Annotated in this window: 16 protein-coding genes and 1 tRNA gene; 4 read left to right on the top strand and 13 right to left on the bottom strand. The window is 45.9% G+C overall.

Features of this window, described 5'->3' with window-relative positions; all coding sequences use genetic code 11:
• Together B3Z75_RS06345 and B3Z75_RS06340 are read left to right on the top strand one after the other, a co-directional pair.
• Positions 1–462 (top strand): beta-eliminating lyase-related protein (locus B3Z75_RS06345; protein ID WP_294068774.1); only part of this gene is annotated, 462 nt, incomplete at its 5' end.
• A gap of 140 nt (positions 463–602) precedes the next feature.
• Positions 603–676: transfer RNA gene (locus B3Z75_RS06340), tRNA-Pro, on the top strand.
• Between the two features lie 165 nt (positions 677–841).
• On the opposite strand, the gene B3Z75_RS06335 is transcribed toward B3Z75_RS06340, so the two are convergent.
• The 13 genes from B3Z75_RS06335 to B3Z75_RS06275 form a co-directional block, all read right to left on the bottom strand.
• Positions 842–1,318, bottom strand: a complete 477-nt coding sequence (locus B3Z75_RS06335) for an Lrp/AsnC family transcriptional regulator (protein ID WP_294068773.1) — start codon at positions 1,316–1,318, stop codon at positions 842–844.
• Positions 1,319–1,437: 119 nt separating this feature from the next.
• Positions 1,438–2,136, bottom strand: a complete 699-nt coding sequence (locus B3Z75_RS06330) for a 2-C-methyl-D-erythritol 4-phosphate cytidylyltransferase (RefSeq protein WP_294068772.1) — start codon at positions 2,134–2,136, stop codon at positions 1,438–1,440.
• The gene (gene xseB, locus B3Z75_RS06325) at positions 2,133–2,324 is read right to left on the bottom strand and encodes an exodeoxyribonuclease VII small subunit (protein WP_294068771.1); all 192 of its coding nucleotides are present in this window, start codon (positions 2,322–2,324) and stop codon (positions 2,133–2,135) included. The genes B3Z75_RS06330 and xseB overlap by 4 nt, the downstream gene beginning before the upstream one ends.
• A gap of 30 nt (positions 2,325–2,354) precedes the next feature.
• On the bottom strand, positions 2,355–3,632 hold the full coding sequence (xseA, locus tag B3Z75_RS06320; RefSeq protein ID WP_294068770.1) for an exodeoxyribonuclease VII large subunit: 1,278 nt from the start codon (positions 3,630–3,632) through the stop codon (positions 2,355–2,357).
• Between the two features lie 131 nt (positions 3,633–3,763).
• Positions 3,764–4,246: a DUF4252 domain-containing protein gene (locus B3Z75_RS06315; RefSeq protein WP_294068769.1), complete on the bottom strand. Its 483-nt coding sequence runs from the start codon at positions 4,244–4,246 to the stop codon at positions 3,764–3,766.
• Positions 4,247–4,267: 21 nt separating this feature from the next.
• Positions 4,268–4,825, bottom strand: a complete 558-nt coding sequence (locus B3Z75_RS06310) for a hypothetical protein (RefSeq protein WP_294068768.1) — start codon at positions 4,823–4,825, stop codon at positions 4,268–4,270.
• Entirely contained in the window at positions 4,815–5,318 is a 504-nt protein-coding gene (locus tag B3Z75_RS06305; protein WP_294068767.1) for an RNA polymerase sigma factor, read from the bottom strand. Before B3Z75_RS06305 ends, B3Z75_RS06310 begins: the two co-directional genes overlap by 11 nt.
• A complete protein-coding gene (locus B3Z75_RS06300; protein WP_294068766.1) occupies positions 5,305–5,757 on the bottom strand; it encodes a DUF4252 domain-containing protein in 453 nt (150 codons plus the stop codon). Before B3Z75_RS06300 ends, B3Z75_RS06305 begins: the two co-directional genes overlap by 14 nt.
• Before the next feature lie 117 nt (positions 5,758–5,874).
• Positions 5,875–7,521 carry a S8 family serine peptidase gene (locus B3Z75_RS06295; RefSeq protein ID WP_294068765.1) on the bottom strand — a complete coding sequence of 549 codons (1,647 nt, stop codon included), beginning with the start codon at positions 7,519–7,521 and terminating at the stop codon, positions 5,875–5,877.
• Positions 7,522–7,623: 102 nt separating this feature from the next.
• Positions 7,624–7,839: an LPXTG cell wall anchor domain-containing protein gene (locus tag B3Z75_RS06290; protein ID WP_294068764.1), complete on the bottom strand. Its 216-nt coding sequence runs from the start codon at positions 7,837–7,839 to the stop codon at positions 7,624–7,626.
• Positions 7,836–8,348: a flavodoxin domain-containing protein gene (locus B3Z75_RS06285; protein ID WP_294068763.1), complete on the bottom strand. Its 513-nt coding sequence runs from the start codon at positions 8,346–8,348 to the stop codon at positions 7,836–7,838. Before B3Z75_RS06285 ends, B3Z75_RS06290 begins: the two co-directional genes overlap by 4 nt.
• A gap of 5 nt (positions 8,349–8,353) precedes the next feature.
• On the bottom strand, positions 8,354–9,817 hold the full coding sequence (locus B3Z75_RS06280; protein ID WP_294068762.1) for an aminoacyl-histidine dipeptidase: 1,464 nt from the start codon (positions 9,815–9,817) through the stop codon (positions 8,354–8,356).
• Between the two features lie 13 nt (positions 9,818–9,830).
• Positions 9,831–10,844, bottom strand: a complete 1,014-nt coding sequence (locus tag B3Z75_RS06275; protein WP_294068761.1) for a lysylphosphatidylglycerol synthase transmembrane domain-containing protein — start codon at positions 10,842–10,844, stop codon at positions 9,831–9,833.
• A 171-nt stretch (positions 10,845–11,015) separates the two neighbouring features.
• Here B3Z75_RS06275 and rsmA point away from each other — a divergent pair, with 171 nt between their 5' ends.
• Positions 11,016–11,822: a 16S rRNA (adenine(1518)-N(6)/adenine(1519)-N(6))-dimethyltransferase RsmA gene (rsmA, locus tag B3Z75_RS06270; RefSeq protein ID WP_294068824.1), complete on the top strand. Its 807-nt coding sequence runs from the start codon at positions 11,016–11,018 to the stop codon at positions 11,820–11,822.
• Positions 11,823–11,848: 26 nt separating this feature from the next.
• A partial coding sequence (gene corA, locus B3Z75_RS06265; RefSeq protein WP_294068760.1) for a magnesium/cobalt transporter CorA occupies positions 11,849–12,792 on the top strand: 944 nt, incomplete at its 3' end.

The following is a 12,792-nucleotide window of genomic DNA, read 5'->3' as shown; positions in this document are numbered from 1 at the left end:
GTTGGATTACAGGAATCGGTACAATTTGAATATATTGAACACCGGATAAAGCAGGTCCGTTATCTGGGAGACAAACTGAAAGCTGCCGGAATACCCATTGTGGAGCCTGTGGGAGGACACGGTGTATTTATCGATGTCCGTCGCTTCTGCCCGCACTTGTCCCAGGACCAACTTCCGGCACAAAGCCTTGCTGCCAATCTTTATGTTGAATCGGGTGTCCGCTGCATGGAGCGGGGTATTGTTTCAGCGGGGCGAAATACAAGAACCGGGGAAAACCATTTTCCTAAATTGGAGACGGTACGACTGACCATCCCTCGCAGGGTATATACATATCGTCATTTGGATGTGGTGGCCGACGCTGTAATCAACTTATATAAAGAGAGAGAGAAAATCAGAGGGTTGCGTTTTGTTTACGAACCCAAACAATTGCGTTTCTTTACTGCCCGGTTTGAGGAGATCTGAGGTTAAACGCAATGATCTGAAATGAATATATAAGATTTGCGTCCCGGAGTTTTTCCGTTCTGACAAACGAGCAGAAAAAAGAAAAAGCATGCTGCTCAAATTATGGGAAAAATTTATTATCTTTGCAGCCACAAATTCATCGGGATGTAGCACAGTTGGCTAGCGCGCCACGTTCGGGACGTGGAGGTCGGGTGTTCGAGTCACCTCATCCCGACAGACATTATCTGTAACCTGCAACAGGACTGCTTTTGAGTGGCGGCTTCAAGGTGATGCAGGGACAGAGTTCACTGAAAAAACCCAAAAAAGACGGAAGCTTCAGGCTTTCGTCTTTTTTATATGCTTACCGAAAAAAATCGAACGGGATTGAGGGGGTAATTCCTTAAGATTCTTTGGAACTATCCTTCATAATCGGTATTTCACGCTTTACACTCTGGCTTAACGAAATCATGGTTTCGGTAGCCACTACACCGGGAATCTCCTGAATGCGGTTATTCAACAGATCCATCAAATGTTCGTTATCGCGGGCATAAAGCTTTATCAGCAACGTGTAAGGGCCGGTGGTAAAATGACACTCCGTGACTTCGGGTATCTTATCGAACTCGGGAATCACATTTTTGTACATGGACCCTTTTTCCAGCTTTACACCAATATATGCACTCGAAGCATAACCCAGCACTTTCGGATTTACATGGTATCCCGAACCGGTAATAACCTCGTTTTCTATCATCCGCTGCACACGTTGATGGATAGCAGCACGTGAAACGCCACACTGCTCAGCCACATCTCTGAAAGGGATACGCGCATTTTGTGAAATAATCTCCAGAATTTGCCTGTCCAGCTTATCAATTTTCTCCATGAAAGTCTTACTTTAATAATAACACCAAAAGTAATAAAAATCCATCATATTTTGACAAAATGGAACAAATAATTTGCAAACAATGTACTTTTTTGTTCGAAATATGGGTGAGCAAGCCATCAATTTGTCGTTTTGACAATTAATTGACAATAGCTTTCGGCCACAATCCAATCGAAGGGTGTGGTAATTTTGAAGTTGCTTTCTTCCCCATGAATCAAGAGAATAGGTACCCCCTGCTTTTCAGCCACCGAGGCATCGTCGGTAAAGGCTGGGTCAAAGCCTGTTTCGTAGGCTTTTTTCAATTCTGCCCCCGGAAACACCTGAGGCGTCTGGATCACTCTCAGCTTCTCCCGGTCGATCATTCGGCTTCCGCTCTCCGTAAGCAAACGCACGCTGTTTATTTCCTCTACCACCGGAATCACACCGCAACCATGCTGCCATGCAGCCTCAAAACAACTGGCTATAAGAGCAGTACTGACAAAAGGACGGGCTGCATCGTGCACCCCCACCATCTCATCATCCTCTATCTCCCTCAATCCGTTTTTCACAGAGTGAAACCGCGTCTCTCCACCGGAAACAACCTTGTGCGGAACAGTGAAATGATGCTCTGCGCACAACCTTTTCCAGAGATACTGAAAACCATCCGGCAACACCACCACAATCTTCATTCTCACATTGTAATGGTGAAATGCCTGCAGGGTGCGCATCAGCATCGGCATACCGCCGACCGGTTGAAACTGTTTCGGCAGGTCACCACCGGCACGCAGGCCCTTTCCACCAGCAACGATGATCACACTTTCTTTTTTTTCGTTGGTCATACGATGTCGTCCAGGATTTTCTGAAGTTCTTTTTCCGTTTTCGTCAACTTCTCTTTGCAGAATATAATCAGCTCAGATGCTCTTTTCACCTTATCGATAAGGAGATCCACATCCATTTCGCCCGCCTCAATGGCCGACACGATTGATTCAAGTTCTTTTTTTGCCGAAGTATATGATAACTTTTCCATCTTGTGTCTCTTTTGATGAAGTAATAAAAATCATGAATGGTACTCTTCCAACGGATCGTCTGACAATTTTATCCCGGTAATCTGTGAAGCGGAGGTACCGTCCTTAAAGTACGTCACAATGGTATCACCCTCTTTCAAATCCTGCAGGGAGGAAATACTTTTTCCATTCTTCAGAGTGAGGGTATATCCGCGCCGGAGTACGTTCAGGGGGGAGACCATCTGCACAAATTGCTGCTTGTTTTCAATAAAGTGTCGTTGCTGCAATAGAAGCTGCTTCAATTCATGGTGCATCGAAGTCGTTACCTGCTGCACACCTGCCGTCTCTTTTTGCAACATACGCATTGACTGATGTACCAGCTCTTTGGATGTAGAGTACAAAAGGGTCTGCTCTTTCGCTGCAATCGCCTCACTCTCCAAAACAATTCTATCGCGAAGTCCGGCAAGCTCGGAAGCTGTTTTTCCTACATGGGTAATGAAAAGCTCCGCAACAGCAGTGGGTGTCTTGGCACGTGTATGCGCAACAATATCCAGTACCGTGACATCCCGCTCGTGCCCTATCCCGCTCACTACGGGAAGCGGGAACTGAGCCACATGGGCGGCTACCCCATAGGAGTCAAAGCAACTCAGGTCGGATGAGGCACCGCCGCCGCGGATAATCGCTACGGCATCGAACAGGTGTCTGTAATGAAAAATCTTTTCCAAAGCTTCAATAACCGATGCTTCACTCCGGTCGCCCTGCATGATGGCAGGAAACAATTTTGTATAAAAGGCAAGCCCTCCCGGATTGTTCAGCAGCTGATCCCGAAAATCTTCATAGCCGGCAGCCGTGGGAGAGGAGATTACGGCAATGCGGTTTGCCGGCTCCTGGAGGGAAAGTTCCTTGTTGAGTGTGAGCACCCCCTCCTCCTCCAGCTGTTTCACTACCAGCTGTCTCAAGCGGGCAATCTCACCCAGGGTGAACGAAGGATCAATATCCAGAACACTGAGGGAGTAACCATACAGTTCGTGAAAATCGACCGATACCCTGACAAGCACGTTGAGTCCCGACGCAAACGGCTGGCCGGTCTCCTTCTCGAAATAGGCAGACAGCATTTGAAATACCCCCGACCAGATCACTCCTCTGGCCTTCGCAACAATGGACTGCCGGGCCGGGTCTTTCTCAATAAACTCAAGATAGCAATGGCCGTTCCTGTTTGGGCGTACATCGCTGGTTTCGGCCCGTATCCAATATGAATCGGGCAGGTGGTTGCGAATGGCATCGCGCACCCTGAAGTTGAGTTCGGATAATGAAAGGGTATTTTCAAACATGGCCCGTGTAATTGTAAACAAAAATAGCACAATTTCACCGATAAGCCATATCTCCGGGTACGAAAAACCGGATAGACGATTGTTTATCCGGTTAATAACCTGAGGCAGGAAACAGGCCTACATACAACGGCTTATTTTTTTTTCTCAAAACTGTTTGTCATCTGCTGCACGTCCTGCAGTTTAAAATTTCCGAGAAACTGCATGACCACACTTTCATCCCCATCTCCGTCCACAACCATGATAAGTTCCTGAATGTTATCGGGTTTCCCTTTCATGAAAAAGTTGACAAGTTCGCCATCTTCCGATTTTACACGCATGAGTAATTCATATTCATTTTCTTTTATACGACTGTTCGCCATGGAGATCATCTCCCGAGAAACTTTCCTATTTCCGGAGGTAAGTATGAGTATAGAATTCAGTTTTTCAACGAAGTTTGTCACGTCTACACCGCCAAATTGCGATTTGGACTCTTTGGGCAGAAGCGACATCATGTTTTTTGATATATACACCGACGTAACTCCCTCCATATCTGCAAATTTTTCAAATGGATTCTTTTGCGCAAAAACAAATGTGGCTGCGAAAACAAATGCGAGGGTAATAATCATTTTTCTCATGATGCTATTTTCTTTAAATTGTTATTTATCGGGTAATTCAACCGAGTCCTGGCCGTGAACAGGTTTATTATTTAAAGCCTGATCAATGATGGCAAAAGCTTTATCAACATGACTATCGGCATCTTCAACAACTTTGGTTCCCTTCGAAAAGTTGTGCGAGAAGAGTCGCAACGCCTCAACAACGGCCTCCTGAGACTCCTGTGGGCTTTCAAATGATTCGGTCAGGGCTGATCGGTTGCCGGCACTTTGGTACTGGTACCAAAATCCGATACCAACAACCAATAAAACAGACGCCGCTATGCTTACGACACGTTTACGAAGTCCCATTTTCAGGCGATGCTTTGCACGCTCATTTTCTTTCCGCTCCCATGCATCAATCAACGATGCAATTTTCGGTTCCAACCCAGACGGAACTTCGGTTGTAAAAGAGGAAAGAGCGAGAAGAACGTCGCGGTCCTTATCCTGTGATACGGGAGGATTGTCTTGTGCGAAATAGCTTGCCAGGCACTCTTCCTCTTTGCCATCTGTATCGCCTCTGTAGAATTTGGCAATCAGCTTGTCGATATCTTCAATATTCATACAATTTTTCAAATTTTTCTTTAATCGTTCTTCTTGCTCTCGACAAAAGTTGACGGACATTCGCCTGCGTCAGCTTCATTGTTTCGGCGATCTGAGGAACAGAGAGATCCGTAAAATGTCGTAACCGTACCACCATTTGTTGCGACTGCGGTAGAGTGCAAAGTACGTTTTCAATGCTCCGGAGCATTTCTTTCTGTTCATTTTTTTTCTCGTCGAATTCCTCTTCAGTCAAGTCAGTTACAGAGGTAACAGACACGGTCTGCCGTCTCGTGTTATATCGATACCGGTCTAAAGCCATGTTTCTTGTTACGGAGATGATGTATGCTTCATCATTCTGCACAGCCGAAAGGGTTTCCCGTATCTTCCACAATTTTTCGTATACTTCCTGAACAATATCTTCAGAATCTTCTCTATCACCGGTAACAACAAATGAAATTCTGTAAATCAGTCCGCTGAACGGAAGAAATCTGGATTTAAATTCATTTCCGTCCATTACTCAGATTTTCAATATCCGATGGTTTGATCTTTCCTTTTAGATGTATCAATGCGGGACTGTCTCCCATAGTCATTATTACCATTTCACGAATCATATTATCCTGGAACTTGAAAAAAATACGCACCTTCTCGTCCTTCTCGTTGGAGTTGACAAAAAGTTCGTACCGATCATCTTTGAAATGGAGGGCAGAATTATTAAAACGATCTTTGACATCCTGCGTGCACTCATCAAACGATAAAGCACGGATACTTGATATTTTACTATCTGTCTCATCCATGAAGGGCCTTGCCAGCATCATCGCCAATCCGCTTAAAGTAACTTTTGACACGTTCGATTCGTGTGCGAAATCCAGGTATAGCTTATTCAGCGATGTTTGTGAATGGAGGGTTAACGCAAGTAAACTGCAAGTAAAAACCGCAAAAATTCTTTTGTCCATACAGCTAGAAATAATGGGGTTGCGAAATAGTCTTTATAATGAAGACGATCCGGTACAAATTTTGTGACAAATAAAATGTTTTTTTGACGAGAACAGCGTCAGCACGGGAAGAAAAAGCTAGAAAGAAAACCGCAATACTTGTTGAATATCGGGTGACTTAAACAGCAGATGAACAAACTTATTTGTTTTCCTTAAGGACGGAGGCACAAGAATTTTCAATGATTCCTGTTCAAAAGTGCGGGTAAAAATGAGTTGGCCTGACTCATCGAGCAGACTCACATTATAAGCATCAAAAGAGAAGTCAGGTTGTATTAAGGTGATCAGAAAATCATTTTTTGACGTGCGGGATATTGAAAAAGAGTGTTCAGCAATTGGGCTCTCTGCTACATTGAGCGTGGTCAGCATCTCTCTCATTGCCTTCTGGAAGTCAGGAATGCCATTTCCATATACAGAATCGGGAGTCAGGTATCTGTCGGACGATTCTTTGATGATCTTGATTAGCTCTGAACGATGGAGATCGGGATTCACCGACCAGAGCGACGCAATCAATCCTGCCAGGAAAGGAGACGAGAGGGATGTACCGTTGGTAATACCGATCGCGCCCTTCTGGCCGATGGTGACGGTGTTTTTCCCTACCGAAACAAGGTCCGGCTTAACGCGTCCATCTTCCATCAACCCACGCGAGCTGAACGAAGCAATGAGGCTGTCAGTACCCACAGCCCCTATTGCCAGCACATTCTTCGCATCGCCGGGGGGAGTTGTTTTCTGCCAGGGCTTGTTCCCTTCATTTCCTGCGCTCACGACAAGAATCATCCCCTTCTCAAAGGCCATATCTGCCGCAAGCGACATCATCGACACTTCTCCCGTAAGGTCGGCAAAACTGTAATTCAACTGTTCATCATCGAAATGATTGTACCCCAACGAGGTATTGATCACATCCAGCCCCAGGCTGTCGGCATATTCAATGGCCCGCACCCAGTAATCCTCCTCCACCGGAAATTCACTGGTCACATCTTCGGAACGCAACAGCCAGTATGCAGCTTCGGGCGCCGAACCCATCATCAACCCGGGCTGATTGACGGCCATCGTGGACAACACCTTGGTTCCGTGATCGCTCATAGCAAACATATCACCTCCTGGCACAAAATTCATATAACCGCGCAGGTCGACTGTCTCAAACCAGGGAATCACATCAAAATTGGTAAATCCGGCGTCAATCACCCCCACGTCAACACCTTTGCCCTTGAATCCGGCAAGTGCCAGTTTATCGGCATTGTGCATCCTGAACTGGCCAAGGGTGTATCCAAAGGGTTGATCCATTAGGACAGCTTGTTCACAATCGGTTTTTTCCAAACGGGGACGCAACTCCGGCCGGCTTATCCGATCGGTTCCCCGCCATACATATTTCACGGTATCCACAAAAGGGAGCAAAAGTATCTCATTTATTGACAGGCTGTCCTCCACCTGTACCGTCATGGTTCGGAGCCATTTGCTATGTGAAACCACCACTCCACCCGCCTTTTCTACCAGCCTGAAATAATCAGGCGAAACAGGAAAATCAGTTTCATCGATGGGCACGTTTTGCCTTTTTTTTCTTTCGATAGCTTTTTTGGAAAGAAACTGACCGGGTTCATTGAGGGTATAGGTTGTTACACCTTTGTCTTTCAAATAAAGGCGAAACTTGTAATGCAGCGGCTGCGAGGAGGTCTGTCCGAAGGAACAGAGGAAAAAGAAGAGTAAGATCAGTGTGTATAAATATCTCATAAGCTTTAAGTTATCGCAGACAACGGGCACACTTTCCCTGTAAAGTAAATGCCTATTCCCTTCTTTGGGAAATACGACGATGCGCTGCCCCCACCCTTACGGTTAATCCTTTTGATTAAACTGATCTCTTATCTTTTGTTTTCTCTTCAGTAAAAAAAACAACAGCACAACCAGGAGCAGACCGATGCCTATCACGGCTAGATATTCACCCCACTCACCCGATGCCTTATATCGTGGATAGCTTATATAAGCCATGATTGCCATGTAGAGAAGCAATACAACGGGAAAAAGCACCTGTTTTTTTATTCTTTGGCTCATGGGGTCTTATTTCCGAAAGGGTTATTCTCTTCGTACATTGATTCGGCAAAACGCCTGATTTTCTCTTTAGAGAGCACCACCGTCAGATCTTCTTTCTCGATCATTTGCGTTGTCACAATTCGCTCCCAAAGTGTTAATTTCATTTCATTCACCTCGCCGCCGAAATAATCACGCACAACGGCACTACGCTTGAGCTCCTCCGGAAACGCTTCGTCCAGCTGCTTTTGCGCTTTTTTCCCCGTATAGGAGCAGTTGATAAAAAGGCCGAGTCGCTTGGTTGAAAGCTCGTCCAGGTGCTTCTCACAGAATGCAGCTATCTCATCCTGTATTTTTCCGGAATGAATGGAGCCGCCCACAATGACGGAATCATATTTGGTAAGATCCGGCACTATTTTCCGCTCGTTCAGGTTGCAGATATCCACTTTGCCGTCTATCAGCCTGAATAACTCACGGGCGCATTTATCGACAGTCCCGTGATTCGACGCGAAAATGATCAGCGTATTGTCCATGGATGTCAGTTCAATTTCTCCAGAATAGCCAAAAGGTATTCGTAAGACTTACCCACAGTGTCAATTTTCACGGCCTCATCGGGCGAATGCGCCCCCGTGATGGTTGGCCCAAAGGAAACGATGTCGAGCTTCTGTGCCACGTTCGACTGGATGATACCGCACTCCAGGCCGGCATGGATAACCATCACCTTAGGCCGCTGGTCGTATTTCTCCAGATAGATCCTTTCCATCAGACCCAACAATTCTGAATTGGCATTGGGTTGCCAGCCTGGATAATCGCCATCGAATTCCACCTTTGCACCAGCCAGTTGAAAGAGACTCTCCACCGATGAGCAGATCCATTCTTTTCTACTTTCGGAGGAACTGCGCACCAGCAGCTTCATCTCAATGCTTTCGTCCGATGAATGTATCATGGCGAGGTTCAGGGAACTTTCCACCACCCCGGGGAAGTCGGCCAAATAGCTGACAACTCCATTGATACAGCCCTCCACGGCATTGATCAGGTCGTCCTGAATCTCTTCGGGAAGGAGTGATGCCGGAAGATCGGCGGGTTCGGCTTTAAATGAGATGTTATCTTCGATGCCGACAAAATCTTCGCGGAAAAGCTTTTCATATTCTCCTACAAGATCCACAAGGTCGTCGGAAAGCTGCTCGGGGATAGTCAACACGACAAACGATTCCCTCGGAATTGCATTTCGGAGAGACCCTCCCTGGATGCTCGCGATGCGGGCTTCGTAATTCCTGACGACATCTTTCAAAAAGCGATTCATCAGCTTGTTTGCGTTGGCACGGCCCAAGTGGATCTGCACACCGGAATGGCCGCCCTTCAAACCACGCAAGCTAATTTTATAGGCAACATCGCCTTGATCTATAGCCCTGTCGGGTTTGAAGCCGAAAGAGATATTTACATCTCTTCCCCCTGCACAGCCAATGCACAGTTCGCCCTCTTCTTCGGTGTCGATATTCAGCATCAGTGAACCTTCCAGCATTCCCTTTTCGAGGCCGTTCGCGCCATCCATTCCTACCTCTTCGTCCACGGTAAAAAGAGCTTCAATGGCCGGATGCTGCAAGGTTGAATCTTCCAATACCGCCATCATCATGGCACAACCCACGCCATTATCTGCTCCCAATGTAGTGGAACGTGCTTTTATCCAGTCTCCATCGATCACGGTTTCGATGGGATCGGTGGCAAAATTGTGCGTAACATCAGCATTTTTTTGCGGAACCATATCGAGATGTGATTGCAATATCACCGTTTTAGCAATTTCATACCCTTTCGTAGCCGGTTTTTTGATCAACACATTACCCGCCTTATCCTGAATTGTCTCCAGATGAAGCGATTGACCAAAGTCCATCATGAACCGGGTCACCTGCCCCATCTGCCCTGTCGGACGAGGAATTTGGGTTAGGGAGTGAAAATGTTTCCACACATTTTGTGGATTTATACTGAGTATTTCTGCTGTAGCCATATTGTTGATCAATTTAAATATTTTTTCCGTAGATGTCCTGATTTTCTCTTTTCACATAAGGCATGGCGATCACGCCGAAAAGTCCGTAAAGGATTTGCCAAACCGACTGGATGGTGAAAACAGCTCCTGCAAAAGCCAGTGCCTGATTTTCAGCCACACCCAGTATTAGAAGCGAGGAGATGACCATAAAATGCCAGGGGCCAATTCCACCCTGTACCGGCACAGAGATACCGATATTGGTCATCGCAAATACAATCAATCCCGCCAATGGGCCAAGATCTCTGGTGAAATCGAACGCATAAAAGCAAATGTAAAAATACAAATAAAAACAGAACCAAAGCAGGATCGTGTAAATAATTATGCGCCACTTCTCCTTCATCTTCCCGATGAGCTTCAGGTCATACTTCACAGTGTTGAAAAAATCCGTTATCTTCACCATGAAGTTCTTCTTCCGGAGAACAGTCAGCAGCAACACCACAATCAACAGCAATGCTCCCAAGATCACATATACCCATACAGAAGAAAAAATACCGGAGACATTTACTGCAAACTGAGGGTTATTTTGAAAATAGGATACAAAAAAGTCAATATAAAGGGCCACGCTAACAAACACCACCAGCAGCCCCGCCACGACGTCGACAACCTTATCTACCAGGAAAGTTTCGAGTGTTTTGCTAAAGGGTATTTTATCATATTTGCTTACTACCCCACATCGCCAGATGTCTCCCGCGCGGGGCAGCACAAAGTTAACCGCATAGTTGCCCAGTGTGGCATTCACAATACTGGCCCGGGGAGGGTGATAGCCAAGAGAATTCACAAACAGCTCCCATCTTAATCCCCGGATAGTGTTTCCCAATAGTCCGAACACAAGAGAAACAGCGATAACACCAAAGTTGGCCGATTGTACGATCTCCCACAACTCACCCATATCGGTATTGCGGTACATGGCCCATATAATTAATAATCCCAGGAACAGCGAAAGCACTGTCTTCAGCACACTCTTCACGGATTCTGCATTTATTTTCACCTCTCAGCGGTTTATTATCTTATACAACTTAATTATAACCATTACACAAAGATGTTCAAACACTTATTAATCAACAATTGTATCTTGTTTTTTAGTTGATGTATGAATCAATTTAGATAATAAAATGTTACCTTTGTGGCCGTAAAGATAAGGAATAAACGCCATATTGCAATGATTCCGGTAAGAGCAAAAAAAAACCTCGGACAGCATTTCCTTAAAGATAAGGAGATAGCAGACCGCATTGCGGCCACCCTCGATGATTTCTCCTCCCTCCCAGTACTGGAGGTGGGGCCGGGCACCGGTATGCTCACACAGTTTCTTCTTCAACGAGAAAGGGATCTTACCGTGGTGGAGATCGATCGCGAATCCATTGATTACCTGCACACACATTTTCCGGAACTACAGGACAGGATCCTTCAGCAGGATTTTCTTCGGATGAATCTTTCAAAGTACTACAATGGCGAATTTTGCGTGATAGGCAATTACCCCTATAATATCTCCTCTCAAATTTTCTTTAAAGTGATCGAGCACAGGGAACAGATCCCCTGTTGTTCGGGAATGATTCAAAAGGAGGTCGCTGAACGTATGGTAGCCTCACCCGGCAGCAAGTCCTACGGTATTTTAAGCGTATTGCTGCAGGCTTGGTACGATATAGAGTACCTGTTCACGGTGAACGAGCAAGCGTTTATCCCTCCGCCTAAGGTCAAATCGGCGGTTGTGCGGCTTACGCGAAACAGGCGAAAGCAGCTCGACTGCAATGAGAAGTTATTCAAAACAGTAGTGAAGACGAGCTTTAACCAACGGCGAAAGATGCTTCGCAACTCCATCAAATCACTACTGACCGACGAGAGCCCCCTGCCCGACGACCCCATGCTTACAAAACGGCCCGAGCAACTGTCGATAAAACAGTTCGAACAGCTTACCAATATGCTGGAACCGCTGGTCAGACAGGCTCCTTCGGAAGAGAAAAATGACTGATTATTCACGATTCAAAAAATGAGATCATGGCGGAAATTAAATTATTCTATCATAAAGACGGCATCGTCAGACTGAGCCGCAGCCTCGATTTCCTAAAATCTAACCCCATACAGAACTTCCTATGGATCGACCTCAACGACGTGGACGAAGAGGTGGAAAATGAACTGGAAGACTTCCTGAAGATATACATCCAGGAAGAAGAAGAGATGATCGAGATTGAGATGTCTTCGCGCTATATCGAAACAAACGACACCCTGGTAGTCAACTCCAACTTTCTATTATCGAATTTCGAGACCGACCCCGTATCATTTATCCTGAAAAACAACATATTGGTCACTGTCCGTGGCGAAGAGCTGATATCGTTTCATGAGACGGTAAAAAAAATATCGGCCAACCCGAAAAACTACCCTACCGGGGCACATGTGCTTGTGGCGTTGCTGGAAACACGGGTAGAATTCGACGCGGACATGATTGAGAACATGACACAGAAGATTACCCAGTTGAGTAACTCCCTCACCCTGCAGGAGGCGGACGAGGAACTGCTGTCAGAGATCAAGAACCTGCAGGAAAAAACCATGTTGCTACGTGAGAACATCATCGATAAACAACGTGTGGTATCGAGCATGCTGCGCAGTGAATTTATCTCCTCGGAGCTTCAACCAAAGCTCACCATCATCATCAAAGACATCAACTCGCTGGTGGAGCATATCAAATTCAGCTTCGACAGGCTGGATTATCTGCAGGATACTTTTCTGGGTTATGTAAACATTGAACAGAACAAGATCATCAAGATCTTTACCATTGTCTCCGTCATCTTCATGCCACCTACCCTTATCGCGAGTATTTACGGAATGAACTTCACCATCATGCCTGAGCTGGACAAAAAATGGGGTTATCCGGCAGCCATCCTGTTCATGGTGCTCTCGTCGCTGTTCATTCTCTACTTTTTCAAAAAGAAAAAGTGGTTGTA

This window comes from Proteiniphilum sp. UBA1028 (assembly GCF_002316955.1).
Lineage (GTDB): Bacteria > Bacteroidota > Bacteroidia > Bacteroidales > Dysgonomonadaceae > Proteiniphilum.
The sequence above is the reverse complement of the archived record's forward strand: the minus strand, read 5'-3'. Positions and strand labels throughout refer to the sequence as shown.